15 protein-coding genes are annotated in these 17,634 nt (G+C 44.6%); 2 read left to right on the top strand and 13 right to left on the bottom strand.

Features of this window, described 5'->3' with window-relative positions:
- A partial coding sequence (locus tag BS639_RS19010) for a glycosyltransferase (protein WP_084984049.1) occupies positions 1-910 on the bottom strand: 910 nt, incomplete at its 3' end.
- A gap of 178 nt (positions 911-1,088) precedes the next feature.
- Positions 1,089-2,498 (bottom strand): NADP-dependent phosphogluconate dehydrogenase, encoded by a 1,410-nt coding sequence (gndA, locus tag BS639_RS19005; RefSeq protein ID WP_055780298.1) that lies wholly within the window; start codon positions 2,496-2,498, stop codon positions 1,089-1,091.
- Positions 2,499-2,962: 464 nt separating this feature from the next.
- On the opposite strand from gndA, the gene BS639_RS19000 reads away from it, so the two are divergent.
- Positions 2,963-4,051, top strand: coding sequence for an acyltransferase family protein (locus BS639_RS19000; RefSeq protein ID WP_084984048.1), 1,089 nt, complete (start codon positions 2,963-2,965; stop codon positions 4,049-4,051).
- Positions 4,052-4,134: 83 nt separating this feature from the next.
- On the opposite strand, the gene BS639_RS18995 is transcribed toward BS639_RS19000, so the two are convergent.
- The 8 genes from BS639_RS18995 to galU form a co-directional block, all read right to left on the bottom strand.
- Positions 4,135-5,265 carry a glycosyltransferase family 4 protein gene (locus BS639_RS18995; protein WP_084984047.1) on the bottom strand — a complete coding sequence of 377 codons (1,131 nt, stop codon included), beginning with the start codon at positions 5,263-5,265 and terminating at the stop codon, positions 4,135-4,137.
- 13 nt (positions 5,266-5,278) lie between these two features.
- Positions 5,279-6,172: a glycosyltransferase gene (locus BS639_RS18990; protein ID WP_084984046.1), complete on the bottom strand. Its 894-nt coding sequence runs from the start codon at positions 6,170-6,172 to the stop codon at positions 5,279-5,281.
- Positions 6,169-7,323, bottom strand: coding sequence for a UDP-galactopyranose mutase (gene glf / locus BS639_RS18985; RefSeq protein ID WP_084984045.1), 1,155 nt, complete (start codon positions 7,321-7,323; stop codon positions 6,169-6,171). The genes BS639_RS18990 and glf overlap by 4 nt, the downstream gene beginning before the upstream one ends.
- Before the next feature lie 15 nt (positions 7,324-7,338).
- Entirely contained in the window at positions 7,339-9,231 is a 1,893-nt protein-coding gene (locus BS639_RS18980) for a DUF4422 domain-containing protein (protein WP_084984044.1), read from the bottom strand.
- 40 nt (positions 9,232-9,271) lie between these two features.
- Positions 9,272-10,012 (bottom strand): ABC transporter ATP-binding protein, encoded by a 741-nt coding sequence (locus tag BS639_RS18975; RefSeq protein WP_084984043.1) that lies wholly within the window; start codon positions 10,010-10,012, stop codon positions 9,272-9,274.
- Positions 10,012-10,779 (bottom strand): ABC transporter permease, encoded by a 768-nt coding sequence (locus BS639_RS18970; protein WP_084984042.1) that lies wholly within the window; start codon positions 10,777-10,779, stop codon positions 10,012-10,014. Before BS639_RS18970 ends, BS639_RS18975 begins: the two co-directional genes overlap by 1 nt.
- Before the next feature lie 47 nt (positions 10,780-10,826).
- The gene (locus tag BS639_RS25200; protein WP_267893484.1) at positions 10,827-10,949 is read right to left on the bottom strand and encodes a hypothetical protein; all 123 of its coding nucleotides are present in this window, start codon (positions 10,947-10,949) and stop codon (positions 10,827-10,829) included.
- 421 nt (positions 10,950-11,370) lie between these two features.
- Positions 11,371-12,258: a UTP--glucose-1-phosphate uridylyltransferase GalU gene (galU, locus tag BS639_RS18965; protein WP_084984041.1), complete on the bottom strand. Its 888-nt coding sequence runs from the start codon at positions 12,256-12,258 to the stop codon at positions 11,371-11,373.
- 521 nt (positions 12,259-12,779) lie between these two features.
- On the opposite strand from galU, the gene BS639_RS18960 reads away from it, so the two are divergent.
- On the top strand, positions 12,780-14,366 hold the full coding sequence (locus tag BS639_RS18960) for a TerC family protein (protein ID WP_084984040.1): 1,587 nt from the start codon (positions 12,780-12,782) through the stop codon (positions 14,364-14,366).
- A gap of 78 nt (positions 14,367-14,444) precedes the next feature.
- Here the strand turns inward: BS639_RS18960 and asmA are convergent, their stop codons facing one another.
- From asmA to udk, 3 genes are read right to left on the bottom strand one after another with little or no spacing between them, the layout of a single operon-like run.
- Positions 14,445-16,292, bottom strand: a complete 1,848-nt coding sequence (gene asmA / locus BS639_RS18955; RefSeq protein WP_084984039.1) for an outer membrane assembly protein AsmA — start codon at positions 16,290-16,292, stop codon at positions 14,445-14,447.
- Between the two features lie 46 nt (positions 16,293-16,338).
- Positions 16,339-16,920, bottom strand: coding sequence for a dCTP deaminase (gene dcd / locus BS639_RS18950; RefSeq protein WP_055780328.1), 582 nt, complete (start codon positions 16,918-16,920; stop codon positions 16,339-16,341).
- Positions 16,921-16,957: 37 nt separating this feature from the next.
- Positions 16,958-17,599: a uridine kinase gene (gene udk, locus BS639_RS18945; protein ID WP_055780331.1), complete on the bottom strand. Its 642-nt coding sequence runs from the start codon at positions 17,597-17,599 to the stop codon at positions 16,958-16,960.
- Between the last annotated feature and the right edge of the window lie 35 nt (positions 17,600-17,634).

Here is a 17,634-nt window from a genome sequence, read left to right as displayed (position 1 = left end):
GTTTATAATAGACGTCATCCCTGCTCACGTTGAGTGTCGTGTAAAATTGTTTTACGGCATTATAGAGATCAACGTAGGCAGTCTGCCTGATAGTATTAATATTCCAGATTAAAAAATTTAGCGCATAATTTTTAAAATCTCGTTCATACCGTGAGTAGAGATCGGCGCTTTCCATGAAATCTTTTAGCGCTATCGTCGCCTTTAAGCAGCAGTCATAGGAAAGATGGCGGGTATTTGAAAGAGAACTTTCAACTTTTTGTCTCTGGACGGCAAAGGCCTCTTTGGTATAAGAAATTTTGTCGGCCATAAGTACAGCAGAAACGGTAAATAACAGATCGTTACTGGTTCTAATTTCCTGAAACTTGAAGCCATGTTTGTCAATGTACTCTTTGCGGAAAATTTTATCCCAAGCCCACCAAATAAAGGCTTGGAAGAAGTCTTCTTTTATCTGCTGTGCGGAAAACACCTCGGTTTCAGGCAACAGTGTCTCTTTAATGCTCCACGACATGTCTGACTCTACGCCGGTCGCGTCATTGAAAGCCTTAGAACCAAAGACGAAGACGTCCAACGATAAAGCATCGGCTTTTTCAACGGAGACTTTTAACATATCCGAAGAAAAATAGTCATCAGCATCAAGGAATGACAGATATTCGCCATTGGCAATTTCTAGGCCAGCGTTTCTTGCCGCGCCCGCCCCACGGTTACTTTTTTGTTGAATAACCTTTATTCGGCTATCTTTTTCAGCATAGGCGTGAAGAATCGCAAGAGAATCATCGCTTGAACAATCATCCACACAAATTATTTCAATATTATTTAGCGTCTGATTGATTATTGAATCGATACATTTATTTAAAAACTGTGCGGCATTATAGACGGCAAGTATGACCGAAACCTTGGGTTTATTGCTCACATTTCATCCTTAAATCATCCAGGGATGGATAATACCAATAGCTAATTTAAGGTAATTATACGCCTTTAAAGAAATTGTAGGATAGGAGAGTTCTGTTTACGTGACCCAGATAATATTCAAGTTGTTACAAGGCAAAAAAAAAGGCCAGTTTCCTGGCCCCTTTTTATATTGCGAAAACTTAGTCCAACCATTCGGTGTGGAAGACGCCTTCTTTATCAGTGCGTTTGTAAGTATGTGCACCGAAGTAGTCACGCTGTGCCTGGATCAGGTTAGCTGGCAGAACCGCACTGCGGTAGCTGTCGTAGTAGTTGATCGCAGCAGAGAACGTTGGCGTAGGGATACCGTTCTGAACGGCATAAGACACCACGTCACGCAGCGCTTGCTGATATTCGTCAGCGATGTTTTTGAAGTAAGGCGCCAACAGCAAGTTTGCGATTGAAGCATTTTCAGCGTAAGCATCGGTGATTTTCTGCAGGAACTGTGCACGGATGATGCAGCCAGCGCGGAAAATCTTGGCAATTTCACCGTAGTGAAGGTCCCAGTTGTTTTCGTCTGATGCCGCTTTCAGCTGTGAGAAGCCCTGAGCGTAAGAAACGATTTTACCCAGGTACAGTGCGCGACGTACTTTCTCGATGAACTCAGCTTTTTCGCCATCGAACGCTTTCACGGTAGGACCGGTCAGCACTTTAGAAGCGGCTACACGCTGGTCTTTCAGAGAAGACAAGTAACGAGCAAATACAGATTCGGTGATAAGCGACAGCGGTTCGCCCAGATCCAGAGAGCTCTGGCTGGTCCATTTCCCGGTGCCTTTGTTGGCAGCTTCGTCAAGAATAACGTCAACTAAGTATTTACCGTCTTCGTCTTTCTTGGTGAAGATGTCCTTGGTGATGTCGATCAGGTAGCTGCTCAGCTCGCCCTTGTTCCACTCAACGAAGGTGCTTGCCAGCTCTTCATTGCTCAGATTCAGGGACTGTTTCAGCAGAGAATAGGCTTCAGCAATCAGCTGCATGTCGCCGTATTCGATACCGTTATGTACCATTTTAACGTAATGGCCTGCGCCGTCTGCGCCGATGTAAGCAACGCATGCATCGCCATCGTCAGCACGAGCAGCGATTTGCTCGAGAATGGGAGCAACCAGTTCGTAAGCTTCTTTCTGACCACCAGGCATGATTGAAGGGCCTTTCAATGCGCCTTCTTCACCACCGGAAACGCCGGTACCGATAAAGTTGAAGCCTTGGTCTGAAAGTTCTTTGTTACGACGGATGGTATCTTTATAGAAGGTGTTGCCGCCATCAATGAGGATGTCACCTTTATCAAGGTGCGGTGTGAGGGAGGCGATAGTTTTATCTGTCGCTTCACCAGCTTTCACCATCAGCAAAATACGGCGTGGTTTTTCCAGTGACGCTACGAACTCTTCCACTGTGTAGTATGGAACCAGATTTTTACCCGGATTCTCGGCAACGACTTCATCAGTCTTGTCGCCAGAACGGTTAAAAATAGCAACGGAATAACCACGGCTCTCGATGTTTAACGCCAGGTTACGACCCATTACTGCCATACCGACGACGCCGATCTGTTGTTTGGACATTAGCAACTCCTGTCTGAAATAGTCGATAGCTCGGTGAATCTCAAACCCCTGTTCTTAGTAGGTTTATCTTCACCGCGCCATACAAATGAACCCAAGCATTGTACATCAGAATGACTGAGGGTGTACCTATCACAGCTATAACTCGCGCAACCAATCAAGTGGTCGGTGCAGTACAGCCTCAGCCACTATGCCGAGCACACAACACTTTACCGGTAACAGCGGCCAATTGCAGTTCAAAAAGAGCGAATTTTTTAACTTTGGCTTTAGCCGTATTTCCAGCGGGTCCTTGCTGTGAGAGGCGTGTAAAATTTGGGCTGAATCGGTGATTAAACCTTAAACACAAGTTATAGAGATCACATAAATAAAATTTTTCAATAAGAAAAAGTCGATACTTACCGACATAAATGTAAGCGTAGTGTAATGTACGATAACTATATGCTTACATTTAAAAGTTATAATTAGCGATGAAAAATAGACTTAAATATTTAGACGGCCTCCGTGGCATATTTGCTTTGTCTATCGCGCTAAGCCATTTCTTGGGTGGCGCAATGGGATGGAACCATTACCCATTCATCAATGCCTATATTGCAGTTGATTTCTTTTTTATACTTTCAGGATTTGTTCTGAGCTATGTCTACATCAATGCATTTAATTCTTCAAAAATAGGCAATACCCAATTTTCTCTCCATCGCTTGGCCAGGATGTATCCGCTGCATTTGGCAACGCTAATAATCACTTTCCTAATTTATTATTTTCTATATAACGACTTTCCATTTTCTGACCCCACATACTCAGGCGTTGCAAACCTGCTCGCATTGCAGGGTATGGGAATGACCTCTGACTGGAGTTGGAACGATCCAAGCTGGTCCATCTCGGTCGAACTTTGGGCCTCAGTGCTAGTATTTCAAGTTTTAGCGCGAAAATTCAACAATACCTCACTCTTTATCTTTTCTTTTGTCTGCTATAGCCTCGTCATCAATAAACATGATTCATTGATGGCGGCATTTGATTTTAGTTATTTCTACCTGTCATCAGGCTTTCTTAAATGTATTGGCGGCATGGCGCTAGGGATTTTACTGTTCAAACTATCCAGTGAAACATCCGTAGCGGAACCGAACTCGACACGTTTTTCAGGACTCATCGACTTAGCACTGTTTGCGATAATTATGGTATTTACCTGCATTAACGTGAGTATGCCGAAAATAGACAGCTTGATGGTGGTCTGTTTTGCTTTCTTAATCTATCGATTGCAGGTCAGACCCTCGTGGATGAGAAATCTAATTGAAACAGCCCCCCTAAATTTTTTAGGGAAAATCAGCTTCTCTCTCTATCTGATTCATACGCCCATTATCTTGCTGCTGGGTCGTTCAGGAAGCTATAACAACCTGCCGATTGCTTTGCGGATGACAATATTCCTCTCAATCACCTTTGCAGTCTCATATATCTTGCATGTTGTGTTTGAACGAGAACTTTATAAACTATTGAAAAAGAGCATCGACAATAACTTTCCTAAACGATTAAAAAAAACAGTTCCGTTAACCCCTGCCCTGTAAGCCCCTTTAAAAAAGGCCCCTAAATCGTAAGACTTAGAGGCCTTTTTTTGCAAAATTATGTAAAGCTCTATCAGGCAAGAAAACTAAGCCTCAGTCCTATGGTACAGATCTAAGGTTTTTAAAATCACCCTAGAAGATGAGAACTTATTTAGCGCCAGACTGCGCCCCACAAGTCCCATTCGATGGCGAACGTCGGGTTGCAATAGTAGAATCTTCATTTTATTTTCGAGCTCAATCAAATTTTTCTTTTCGATAAGAAACCCATTTTCACCATTGTGAACAATACTTTTACACCCCCCAACATCATAAGTCAGCGATGCTCTCCCAATAGAGGCCGCCTCTAGCAATATTCGCGGTACGCCCTCCGAATACGTTGAGGGTAAAGCAACAATATTGGCCTCTTTAATCAGTTGGCTGACATTATTACTTCTGCCTAGCCAGTTTATAGAGCCTTCCTGATGCCATTGTTCGATGGTGCTTAGGGGTATGGCATCGGCGTCAGCGCTGGAAATGATACCGGCAACGTTTAATTGGAAGTGTATGTCAGACTTTTCAAGCGATTTTTTAACAGTAATTAAATCACCTAACCCTTTACTCCACAGCATTCGGCTGGCAAAAAGTACAACCGGCAGAGTAGTACCTGGCTCTGTAGAATAGGGATATTCTTCTGTGTTAATACCCGCCCCATCAATCACCAGCGTCTGATTAATATCAATACCGGTTAATGAAAGTAACGTATCTCTGTCAAATTCATGTTCAAAAACTAATGTGGCTTTTTTATTTTTGGCAATATACCTGTACACAGCTAAAGTGCAGAACCGTAATAGATTATGTATGCCTTTTGAGTGATCAAATACACGCCCCAAACCGGCAAAACTCAACACAACGGGCCTAGAACGTACTTTGGCATAAATACCCCCAGTTACCGTTGATTTAATCGTAATACAGTGCAAAATTTCCGGGTTTAGTTTTTTGAGCATGGCCCAAATTTTAGTAAAGGTGACGATAAACCCTAAAGGATTGTAAGATTGAGCGGCAACCTCAGAGTTATGGCATATAAAACCTTGTCCCTCGAGACGGGACTTAACGTCCTCTCCTTCGAAGTGGCAAATAACATGAACTTCATACCCTGCCATCTTGGCTGCCAATGCTCTTTCTATCCAATGCAGCTCAAAGTACCAATCTGAATTTATGATGTAACATACTTTCTTCATCTGAAACCACCAGCTAATGTTTTTTACCGCTTGTGTTGGACATGCCGTCAGTGATCCCTTTCAGTACATATCGAAGATAGTTTGCTTTTTCTTTTTGTTTTACAGTGAGGGCTATATATTTCAACACTCTAATAAAGATTGCGGGTAAAGAATAGGCTTTAAGGCTTGCTGATAAGTGTCTAGCCAAAAAAAGATTGCGGACTAAATAGTAAACCTTCCAGTTTGGAGTAATTGTTTTTACGCCAACCGGTATGTCATGTTTAAATACAATCTCAGTAGAATATCTTATTTTAATTCCGCTATCGGATAATGCTTTTGAAAAGTAGAGATCATCATAGTAAATAAAAAGCTCAGCAAAAAGGCTGCTTTTATAATTAATAAGGATATCTCTTGCGATAATCAGCCCTACAAAAGAAAAGGTCGATACGCGCTGACTTATATTTTCGTCAGGAATGAATTTTTGCGGCGATAAAAAATAGCTGAAGGTATCCACTAAACCTGAAGGGAAAGTCAGATAAGGAATATTCATCTTGCAGATATTTCCCTCGAGATCTTCCACCCGACAGCAATAAGCTAAATACTCATCATTTTTAATCTTTTCAAAATTTTCTATTAAGTTCGCTGGGGGATAGGCATCATCGTCATAAAGAACCAACCAGTCGGCCTTAACCTGACTATCGATATATTCAATACCCGCTTTGAAGCCCCCTGCTCCGCCAATGTTCTCATCTAATGTGATAATCTTAAGACGAGTATCATTAATACTGGCGAGCCACTGTGCCGTGTCATCAGTAGAGGCATTATTAACAATGATAATGTCGGTAAAATTAAGGGCAGCTGACGCTGCCCAAGTTTTTTTTAGCTTATCTAGTCGGTTAAACGTGACTATGAGTGCAGCCAATTTCATTTTACGTCAACCGTAAATACTGGCATTTCTGTATCGGCGGACGCGGAAGCAAGGTAAGTTTCAGCGGTTTTTAATGCTTCAGCAATGGTCACATCCATATCTAAATAACGGTATGTGCCTAGGCGGCCTACAAAAGTAATGTTCTTCTCTTCCATTGCCAGCTTGAGGTATTTATCAAGCAGCGCAATTTCCCCTACTTGGCGGATTGGATAATAAGGAATATCATTCTCTTCGCAGCTACGGCTAAACTCTTTGTAGCATACTGATTTATCATGACTTTCCCACGGCGAGAAGTATTTGTGCTCAGTAATTCGGGTGTACGGAACATTTTGCTCACAGTAATTCATTACTGCACAACCTTGATAATCACCGTCAACGGTGAATTTTTCAAAGTCCAGAGTGCGATAACCTAAACGGCCATATTCGTAATCATAGAATGAGTCTAATGGACCACTGTAGAATACATGGTCGTAGTTTTCACGTTCTGCGATATCAAATTCGGTTTCCAATTCAACAGTAATATTTGCATGGGAAGCTATTTTCTGCACCATATCCGTGTAGCCATCTTTCGGCATTCCCTGGAATTTATGGTTGAAATAGTTATCATCGTAATTAAAACGAACGGGTAAACGCTTGAGGATTGAAGCTGGCAGCTCGGCAGGTGACATGCCCCACTGTTTAATCGTATAACCCTTGAAGAAGGCCTCATACAGCTCTTTACCCACAAAGCGTAGAGCCTGCTCTTCAAAAGTCTGCGGATCGACAATACTACTATCACCCTTTTCTTCAATCAGCTTTTTAGCTTCGGTAGGTGAACAGGTTTTATTGAAGAACTGATTAATCGTATGCAGGTTAATAGGTAAAGAGAACACTTTACCACCGTAAGTTGCCTTAACGCGATTGACATAAGGCATCATGGTGGAGAATTCATTGATGAAATTCCAAACCACTTCATTATCGGTGTGGAATATATGCGGGCCATAGGTATGCACCATTACCTGGCTCTGTTCGTCTCTCGCGTCAAAGCAGTTGCCGGCAATGTGAGAACGCTTATCGATAATGCGGATTTTATGACCTTGTTCAGCCAATTTACGGCCGATGACAACACCGGAAAAACCTGCGCCCACTATCAATATATTTTTTTGAGTCATTTTAATATCTCTCACTTAGCCTAAAACGATGCGTCTAATTTTATAGTAAAATTTGCTGACTGAGCTTCTACGGCGAGAACCAATAGGCGCAAACTTGTTAAAATGTGGCATCAACTTACGTTTAATTTTGGTTTGCAGTAATACGCTCGGCAATGGCATCGCCGGGTCCGTGCTTTTTGTACCGTGAGAAAGCAGACGCTCATAGACATCTTTTTCCCATGGAGTATTGTGGATGTTCTTCAAGAAATTATCGAAAAAGTCCACGTTTGAGGTATTCCACGGTTTGTTTTCGCCCGCGTAGTGGATCATTTTTGGGTTTCTACGCGCATCAAGGAAACTCATATACGTTGAAAACTTCAGATTAGGGAAGAAGTCGTCAGTATTTCCGTTACCGTGATAAACATTCCAGCACAGCGGCAAATAATGCACTCTGTTATAGAAGACTTTATTCATTATGTCTTGATCGAGGAACCAGTAGTTTTTCTCTTTCATGCTTTCCATTAACTTGGAAAAAGTATTCTCTTGGTTCATCACTTCGACATTGAACAAGATAATACCCGCTTGGAAATACTTATCTGGATCTTCCATCAGCAAACTGGTTTTTAAATACTGAGCCGCGGTTTGAACACCACTGTCGGACTGAGCAATGGCATTAAACTTAACAAACCCTTCCATCACGATATCTTTTACAGCAGCAACAAGGTTGTTACCGATATCTAAATCTAAGATTTCTGCAACATCGCTTTCGACGACAGTATCGGCATCAATAAACAGTACGCGTGGAAATTTTTTGAAAAGTTGTGGGATAAACAGTCGCGCATAGGTAGCCGCACTAAAGTGGGCTCGCGTGTATACCCCTTTAAGTTCGCTGAAGGCATTAACGTCAAAGAAACGAACGTTTATATTTGAATGCTCTTTGACTAATTCTTTCAGCCGGCCTTTATTTCTTTGTGAAACGCCATTTTCGAGAATGACGATGTCATAATTTTTATCGGAAGAACTATTTTTAACAATGGAGTTAATCAGAGCGCCGCCGCTCATCGCATAGTTGTCGTCAAAACAGATGACCAAGGGTACAGAGTGAGTCTTGTAAAATGGCTCAATAACCCCGTTAAACGTTTCCTGCGAGATAAAAGTACGCTGAACCTCTTTAACTTTGAGGGGTGTTACGGATGATTTATAGATAACAAAGATATTGAACAATCTTTCAGAGATATGCCCAATAACTCTTTTTTCTTGAGCATTATAATTATCAAATGAAATTTCATTTTCAAGATCGTCGAAGATGCCGAACAGCCACGCAGAATACTCGGTAAATAATGCCTGAGTCATAACATACATATTGGTATAATAACCATCGGAAGCAGCGTTAAACTCTTTTACTGCCTGATAATATTCCGGATGGCGTTTTAGCAATACGTCGATCGCAGCTTGGTAATCTTTGATATGCAGGTAGTTGGATATTTTATAGTGCTGGTAATTATTGCTACTGCCCGCCGCTTTAACGCTCCATTTTTTAGGCAGGATAATGTCGTAATCACCAATACAAGATGCTATAGACTCACTGTCTAAACCAAAGATTTTTTCGTATTCTGACGTAATCTCAGGATAGTTCACTACCCCCCAGTTATCTTCTGGTTTACCTTGATCAGCAGAAAAATTCAGATGGCGACGATAGTGCATAAATCCGACATAGTCGCTTGGAGCCGCATTTTTCCATACCCAATACTGCGCGGTCAATTCGCAGTAAAAGGGGTTTTTAAAAGATATATTTTCACCGGTCTCATCACCAGCACAACCTATTTCATTAAAACTGTTGGCCTTGCCAACGTGAATAGGCGTAATCAAATCGCTTGATAAAAAAGCACTCGGCTTATGGTGGCAGGTGTAAATATTAATATTTTTCATTCAAAAATCCGTCAAGATCAAATTAGGATTAACAAAATAATTAAGACATAGCTTCTTTGTAGCTGGCAATCACTTCATGGGCCGGGCCCATTTGCTTAAGTCGATGATTTTCAATCCATATCACTTTGTCGCACACTTTCTCAACATCAGACAAGTTATGACTCACGAACAGGATAGTTACGCCTTTTCTTTTAAAATCTTCAATTGTATTTAAGCACTTTCGCTGAAATGCAATATCACCTACGGCCAACACTTCATCGATGATTAAAATATCAGGGTCTACCTGGCTAATTACCGAGAAGCCTAGTTTAGCTAACATGCCGCTGGAATAAACACGGATCGGCTCGTCGATAAACTCACCAAGCTCTGAAAACTCTATTATTTTATCTAATCTTTGGTTCAGCTCTTTTCTACGTAATCCGAGGAGAACTGCATTAAGACGGATGTTTTCACGACCCGTAAGCTCAGGGTGAAATCCACCGCCCAACTCAAGCATCGAGGCAACGCGGCCACTCACTTTGACTTGACCTGATGACGGCCTCATTACGCCCGCAACGAGTCCTAAAGACGTACTTTTACCGGCACCGTTACGTCCAATTAAGGCTACAGACTCACCCTTCATCACTTGAAAATTAATATCTTCTATAGCGAGGTAGCTTCTGCCTGTGAGTAAGCTGAGTGCTCGTTTTGGATTAAAAATAAGCTCTTTTATCCCAGAACCAATATGATGATAAAGGGGATATCTTTTCGTGACGTTCACAAACTCAATAACAGCACTCATTATAGTATCTCTGCAAATCTGTATTTTAACTTATTAAATACGAAGGAGCCGATCAGAAGTGATATGACTGCATAACCATAGAGCATGAAAACTTCATGATAATTAATCACGCCATTCATGAACAAGTCTCTCCAGCTCAAGATCATATTAGCCAATGGATTATAGTCAATCAGCCAGTGATACTGTTGAGGTATCATATCTCCCGCGTATAGAATTGGCGTGCAGTAGAACAGCAGCATGATGCCAAGGGTGATAAATCTTTCGAGATCCCTGAAAAACAGATTCAACGTTGAGAGAGTTAGCGCTATTCCCAGCGTGAAGGCCATTTGCGCAATACCAATCAGCGGCACGCCCCAAATCCAATCCCAAGAGGGACTCATTCCATAAATGTAAAGGAAAACAATAATTACCGGTATGGTACACAGGAAATGTAGACATTCCATGAGTACGTTACTGAACGGGATAATTGAGCGAGGAAAGACCGTTTTCTTGATGATCTGCGCATTGGCAATGAATGAAAATAGAGAGTTCGACGTTGAGCTAGCAAACCACTGCCACGGGAACAAACCTGAAATGATAAATACGGTATAGTTTGGAATCTGTACACGCATGATCAGTTTAAAGATAAAGTAATAGATCATGGCAAAAAGTAATGGATTGGCAATTGACCACAAGTATCCAAAGAAACTGCTCTTATATCTAACTTTTAATTCTTTCTCAGTGATGACCGTAGCCAAATCGAGAAGATACCCTAGACTATACTTCATATAACTCTCTGTTTTTATTGAAATTTACACCAGCGCTTGGGCATAATTTAGCAAACAGCGCTATCACCCAAATCAATGCGCCAGGACTCATTATTTTCAGTTAACCATGCTACCGCCCCTGGCGGTGCGGCAACCAGAGTACGCGGCAAAATGAGGTCTTTCGAGCTCATCCAACGGCTGCTTGAAATTTTACCCGTCGCGGTGAATGCATTTTGCGTTCATTCAAACCAGCAATATTAATCAGTCAATCTACCTATATTAGCGATCCCTATCTCTAAGAATCACCTGACTTATCCCATTGCCTACCCAAGTATGCTACACATCTGCAACGTTTTCGCTAAACGTAGAGTAATCAGCTTAAAAATAGCGCTTTTTTGCGCGGCTATTATATAACATAGAGGGGGATTTATGGAGACGCTAAACAATTTTAAATAAAGATTAAAAAAATAGTTGAAAAACACGATGCGTTACACACAATTATGCACAAGTAATACCTGAAGATAAAAAGTACACATTGATTCTAGTGCATAAAAAAAGCACCGCATACATCGCTACGGTGCTTTCATTTTTTACTGACGAGATCAACAAATCTTACTTAGCGATTAACTCGTTCAGCCAAGTTTTGAACTGTTCGCCCGTTGCTTTATGACGCAGGCCATATTCAACGAAGGCTTTCATGTAGCCCAGCTTGTCGCCACAGTCGTGTGAACGACCGGTCATGGTGAAGGCTTCAACCGTCTCTTTTTTCATCAACAGCGCGATAGCATCTGTCAGCTGAATTTCGTTACCGGCACCGTAAGGGGTGATTTCCAGCAGTGGCCAGATATCCTTGTTGAAGACATAGCGCCCGACTACCGCCAGGTTAGATGGCGCATCTTTACGGTCTGGCTTCTCAACGATGGCTTTCATTGGCGTACTTTTGCCTTGTTCGCCTTCAACGCCATTGCAGTCAACCACGCCGTACTTGGACACGTCTTCTTCGGGTACTTCTTCAACCATAACCTGGCTGTTGCCCGTTTCGTCGAAACGCTTCAACATTGCTGCCAGATTGTCTTTGCGCAGGTCGCACGAGACTTCATCCATCAGAACGTCTGGAAGCAATACGGCAAAAGGTGCATCGCCAATCAAAGGGCGCGCGCACAGAACAGCATGACCCAGACCTTTGGACTGGCCCTGGCGCACGTTCATGATGGTCACGCCTTTCGGGCAGATAGATTGAATCTCTTCCAGCAACTGGCGCTTCACGCGGGATTCCAGCATGCTTTCAAGTTCAAAAGATGTGTCGAAATGGTTTTCAATCGCATTTTTAGACGAGTGAGTCACCAGGATGATTTCTTTAATGCCGGCGGCAGCACATTCGTTAACGATGTACTGAATCAGTGGCTTATCAACAATAGGCAACATTTCTTTTGGAATAGCCTTTGTTGCTGGCAACATACGTGTGCCAAGTCCGGCAACTGGGATAACAGCTTTTAACATTGTAAGAGATACTCCTCAACACCATAAGATTAAAATTCAGCCAGCGGTTTGCCATGGCTTGTTCACCGCTTTACTAACTGAAGATACTTAAGCAATTGCTTCTACTACCCAATAAATCACTTAAGCAAAGTATAGACCCTAGCCTTGCTTTTGCAGGTTCGACCGACAGTCCTTTGCCTGAATAAGATGTTGTCTTATCACTACGAAATCATTCATGCCCACGCGATTTTTTTCTTAATGCGTTTCACAAATAACACCATAACAGCAGGTTAAGTATGACTGTAAGTCAACCATAAAAAAATAAGATTGTTACCCAAGATTGACTTTTTTTTATGAAAAATAGGCTAAATAAAGGGGTTATGTTGTCAGTTGCTGCTTTTTCTATCAATCAGGACATCATGCGCAACATGACAATGAGATGAATTAAGGTTAGCTATCTGATTTAAATTTGAAATTTACCTTTTCAGCGACCATTATTCATCATGCGGGCTTCACCGCGTCGAGTAAGGTTAAATGGCGATATGGAATGGGTAGCCGATCCGTCGATTTGGGTAGGGCTGGCAACCCTGGTGATCCTCGAGATTGTTTTGGGCATCGACAATCTGATCTTTATCGCTATTCTTGCCGACAAACTCCCCCGGCAGCAACGTGAACGCGCACGCGTAACCGGCCTTTTATTGGCCTTGGTTATGCGCCTGCTACTGCTGGCATCCATTTCATGGCTCTCTACCCTCACCCGACCGCTTATCACCGTTTTGTCTCACGCCTTCAGCGCGCGTGACCTGATCATGCTTGCCGGGGGTCTATTCCTGCTGTTTAAAGCGACGACCGAACTTAATGAACGTTTAGAAGGTAAAGACGAGGAAAACACCCAACAAGGTAGTCGAGCGAAATTTTGGCCCGTTGTCGCGCAAATCGTCGTACTGGATGCGGTGTTCTCACTCGACTCGGTCATTACCGCCGTGGGCATGGTTGAACATCTTCCTGTGATGATGGCCGCAGTCTGTATTGCTATTGCGCTAATGTTGCTGGCCAGTCGCCCATTAACGCGTTTCGTTAACGACCATCCCACTATTGTTATTCTGTGTTTGAGTTTCCTGCTGATGATTGGCTTTAGCCTGGTGGCAGAGGGCTTCGGCTATTACATTCCGAAAGGTTATCTCTATGCGGCGATTGGCTTCTCGGTAATGATTGAAATGCTCAATCAGCTTGCACAGTTTAACCGTCGACGCTTTCTCTCTTCCAGCCGTTCGCTGCGCGAGCGCACCGCAGAGACAGTATTGCGGGTGCTGCGCGGCAAACACGAAGAGGCAGAATTAGACTCGCACTCCTCAAGTATGATTGCCGACATCGATCGTGAAGAGCATGCGATTTTTAATCAGCAGGAACGGCATATGATCGAACGGGTGCTGGGATTAGCTCAGCGTTCGGTTAGCAGCGTCATGACTTCGCGTCACGACGTCGATAATCTCGAGCTTAATGACCCGCCGGATATATTGACTCAGCAAATTGCCAACAATCAGCACACGCGCATTCTTGTTACCGAAGACAGCTCAACCGATGCCCCGCTCGGCGTGGTTCACGTGGTTGATTTACTGAAACAGCAGTTGCTGCACAACGCGCTAGACTTAAAAGCCCTTATCAAGCAGCCGCTTATCTTTCCGGAACAGCTGTCATTGTTGGCCGCGCTTGAGCAGTTTAGGCAAGCTAAGACCCATTTCGCTTTTGTGGTTGACGAGTTTGGTTCGGTTGAAGGCGTCGTTACATTGACCGATGTAATGGAAACCATCGCCGGTAGCCTGCCTGAATCTTCGGCCACGTTGGATGCGCGTCACGATATTGTGCAGTTGGCGGACGGAAGTTGGATAGCCAACGGTTACATGCCGCTGGATGACCTGGTGATGTACCTGCCGCTGCCAATAGATGAAAAACGCGAATACCACACTATTGCCGGTTTGCTGATGGAGTATGCGCAAAATATTCCGCAGCAAGGGGCGCAGTTACACATTGATAACTATCTGTTTGAGCCTCTCGAAGTCAGCAGCCACCGAATTCTCAAAGTGAAGATAACGCCGTTGAAGCCGGTCGAAAACGATTATGAAGTTTAAGGGGAGATGAAACGTTCGGCGCGGTAGAGGTATACCGCGCCGAATCACTGATAACGGCTTAACGAGACGATTGAATCGCTATTTTTTCAACAACGACTTATTGTCCTGAATCTCTTTATTGTCTGAGTTCTTGTCAATCCAACTCTGAATCGCATTGCGGGCTTCCTGCTGCATTTGCTGGCGTAGAATCTGATCGGCTTTCAGCTCATAGTTCAGTTGATCCCACGGGCCATACACGCGGAAAGGAATATCCGTTTTTTGCAGCATGTTGATCAAGGCGTTGTCGCCCTGCCAGCCGCCGGAGACTCTCACCAGCAGATTCATGTCCGCCATTTTGCCAGGGAAATTAACCGTTCCACTGCCCTTAATGCCCATCATGCTGGCATCAGCGCTGATGTCATTTAGATTAAGCACGCCGTTTTTCAGCGCACCCTGCGCCTGCATTTGCTGGAACTCACTGTAGTATTCATAGCGCTGCTGGCCCTGCACGCGATTGTTGCTGCGACTTATCCCCTGCTGCACCAACTGCTGAATGTTCAAGCCGTTGAGGTGGGCATTGGTCATCGCCATTTGCGCGTTACCCTGCCAATTACTGTTAAAATCTTCTATTGAAAGCCCTCTGCCGCCCATTTCGCCCTGCATGCTGAAGTTGCCGGTCATCACCTGAGGCAAATTATAGGCACGCAGCAGGTCGCTAATCTCGATATTTTTCAGGTCAGGCGACAGATTGGCCATCAGACGTGGGCCGGTTGCATCAAGCGTACCCGGCAGTGAGAAGGTACCGTTACCCATGCTGCCGCTGAGTGTAGAAAGCTGTACATGGCCGACGCGATTCTGCGCCTGAAGATCAAGATTGTGAATTTTTAGTCCGCGATAGGTCACATCCACGGCCTTGAGACTGAGTAACGCATTAAAACCGGTCAATACCGACAGGCTGTCCTGCTGTGCGTCAATGTCACGTGCAATCACCGGCGCCGATGTCACCGCCTGCGCCTTTTGCTGAGCACTGTCGCTGCCGTTGGGTTGCCAGCCGGAAATGGCGTCTAGGTCCATTTTATCGGACTGTAAATTCAACTGGTAGTCAGGTAAGTCGGTCAACACAGCCTGACCGCTGCCGGTTAACTGGTTATCGTTGGCGGATACCGCAAGTTTATTCAGCGTAACCGTGTTGTTGCTTTGCTGATAGCTGGCATTCAGGCTGGCCTGCCCGGCAATGCCGTTGGCTGGAATATCCGCACCGCTGAGTTTGTAAGTCAGGTTAGTAATGTCGGCAGAGTACTGGCGAGGATAATTTTGCATATTGAGCGTCGCCTCAACGTTCAATGTGAGGTCACGCTGGTCACGATTGATGCGGCTCGAGAGTTTGATATTCGCCTGACGTTGGTCGTTTTGGTCCATTTGCAGGTTAATGTCGCGCACGTTGACCTGATCGCTTTTGGCGCGCTGCCAGATAAGCAGACTGTCGGCTACGTTCAGACGGCCGATGTCAAACTTCCAACCGCTTTGCGTATCAACAATGCCTTCGTTGCCTGAATTTATGGCCGGCGCAATAGGCGCGTCCGGCTCATTGGCCTCGCTGTCAGGCGTAAGGCGGATAACGGCGCTTTTGAGCATGACCTGTTTAATTGAAAGCTGATGCGAGAGCAATGGCAGGAGACGAACGTCAAGACGCATGTTCTCGGCGCTGACAACCGGCTCTTTGGCACCCGGTGCAGTAAGAGAGGTTTGACCTGCCAAAATACTGAGCTGCGGCCAGACGTGCCAGCGAAGTTCACCATCAATTGCCAGTCTATAACCGCTTTTTTGCTCAACCCGATTGACCATGTAATCACGGAAGTCATTCGGGTTAATCAAAAAAACCAGCGAGGTCATACCGGCAATAATAACCACCAGTAAAATAACCAACGTTGTCACTAATCTTCTCATGCCTTCCTCTTATCTATTGCCTGCCCTCGCATCCTGCCAGGTCGTATCAGTCTTTATCAATGCGGCTGGCAACCGCACTCTGCTGGTCCCGATATTTGGCGTCAGTTCGACTATTGTAAGGGCGCGCAGCGGGACCGGAAAGTGGCTCAAAGCTTAACGCACCTATCAGCATACCTGGGCGCAGCGCCAAAGGCAGTTTACCTGAATTATAGAACTCTAAAACAATGCGCCCCTGCCAACCTGGGTCAATGCGGTGCGCAGTAACATGCACCATAAGGCCAAGGCGCGCCAATGAGGAGCGGCCATCGAGCCAGCCAACCAGGTCATTAGGCAGTGTAACGGACTCTAGCGTAACCGCCAGCGCCAGTTCGCCGGGATGCAAGAAGAAGGCCTCGCCCTCGCGCAGAACAATTTCATTGCTCATCACGCGGTCGAGCGCGGCACCCACTTCATCTTTCGGGCCACTGAGGTCGATAAAGCCTGCATTATGTCCATTGAATACGCGAAAACCGTTTCCCAGACGCACGTCTACTGTTGCACCATTGATACGCTCAATAGGGGGACGCGGTTCAATAGACAATTTACCGTTGTCCATCCAGGCTTCAATATCACGATCGCATAATCTCATGCTTTAAAACTCCATTGGCACATACTGGGTAAGATGATTATTCAAAAAACTGGCTGATTTTTGCCTTGAGAATATCGATAGCGATACGGTTTTTGCCGCCGCGAGGCACGATGATATCAGCATACTGCTTTGAAGGTTCAATGAACTGCAGGAACATTGGGCGCACCGTTTTTTGGTACTGCGCCATCACGGAGTCCATCGAGCGTCCACGTTCGTTAACGTCACGCTTCATGCGGCGCATCAGGCAGATGTCTAATGGCGTATCGACGAAAATAGAGAAGTTCATTTCCTGACGTAGACGCACGTCGGTCAACAGCAGGATCCCTTCAAGGATGATCACTTTCTTTGGAGCCAGCGTCACAGTTTCACTCAGACGGGTATGCTCAATAAAGCTGTAGCTCGGCAGCTCGATGGCGTTTCCTGATTTCATGGCCTGCAGGTGCTGGAAAAGCAGATTGTGGTCCATTGCGCTTGGATGGTCGTAGTTGGTTTTAACCCGCTCTTCCATAGTCAAATGGCTCTGATCGCGGTAGTAGCAATCTTCCGGGATAACACCGATATGTTCGTCACCGACCTGGTCGCGCAATTCGCGATACAAGGTGCTGGCAATAAGGCTTTTTCCAGAGGCAGATGCGCCAGCGATACCCACGATGACACACTGATGGAACTTGTCAGACATAAAATTAACGACCTGATTTGGAGGTTTGAAGGGCA

This window comes from Rouxiella silvae, from assembly GCF_002093625.1.
Taxonomy (GTDB): Bacteria; Pseudomonadota; Gammaproteobacteria; order Enterobacterales; family Enterobacteriaceae; genus Rouxiella; species Rouxiella silvae.
This window is presented reverse-complemented; position numbering and strand designations above follow the sequence as displayed.

Excerpts from the sequence above, each read along its gene's own strand:
- galU (WP_084984041.1), bottom strand. The coding sequence starts at position 12,258 with ATGTTAAAAGCTGTTATCCCAGTTGCCGGACTTGGCACACGTATGTTG.
- BS639_RS18995 (WP_084984047.1), bottom strand. The coding sequence starts at position 5,265 with ATGAAGAAAGTATGTTACATCATAAATTCAGATTGGTACTTTGAGCTG.
- BS639_RS18960 (WP_084984040.1), top strand. The coding sequence starts at position 12,780 with ATGGAATGGGTAGCCGATCCGTCGATTTGGGTAGGGCTGGCAACCCTG.
- BS639_RS18990 (WP_084984046.1), bottom strand. The coding sequence starts at position 6,172 with ATGAAATTGGCTGCACTCATAGTCACGTTTAACCGACTAGATAAGCTA.
- asmA (WP_084984039.1), bottom strand. The coding sequence starts at position 16,292 with ATGAGAAGATTAGTGACAACGTTGGTTATTTTACTGGTGGTTATTATT.
- BS639_RS18975 (WP_084984043.1), bottom strand. The coding sequence starts at position 10,012 with ATGAGTGCTGTTATTGAGTTTGTGAACGTCACGAAAAGATATCCCCTT.
- udk (WP_055780331.1), bottom strand. The coding sequence starts at position 17,599 with ATGTCTGACAAGTTCCATCAGTGTGTCATCGTGGGTATCGCTGGCGCA.
- BS639_RS19000 (WP_084984048.1), top strand. The coding sequence starts at position 2,963 with ATGAAAAATAGACTTAAATATTTAGACGGCCTCCGTGGCATATTTGCT.
- BS639_RS25200 (WP_267893484.1), bottom strand. The coding sequence starts at position 10,949 with ATGAGCTCGAAAGACCTCATTTTGCCGCGTACTCTGGTTGCCGCACCG.
- BS639_RS18980 (WP_084984044.1), bottom strand. The coding sequence starts at position 9,231 with ATGAAAAATATTAATATTTACACCTGCCACCATAAGCCGAGTGCTTTT.
- gndA (WP_055780298.1), bottom strand. The coding sequence starts at position 2,498 with ATGTCCAAACAACAGATCGGCGTCGTCGGTATGGCAGTAATGGGTCGT.
- BS639_RS18970 (WP_084984042.1), bottom strand. The coding sequence starts at position 10,779 with ATGAAGTATAGTCTAGGGTATCTTCTCGATTTGGCTACGGTCATCACT.
- dcd (WP_055780328.1), bottom strand. The coding sequence starts at position 16,920 with ATGAGATTATGCGATCGTGATATTGAAGCCTGGATGGACAACGGTAAA.
- glf (WP_084984045.1), bottom strand. The coding sequence starts at position 7,323 with ATGACTCAAAAAAATATATTGATAGTGGGCGCAGGTTTTTCCGGTGTT.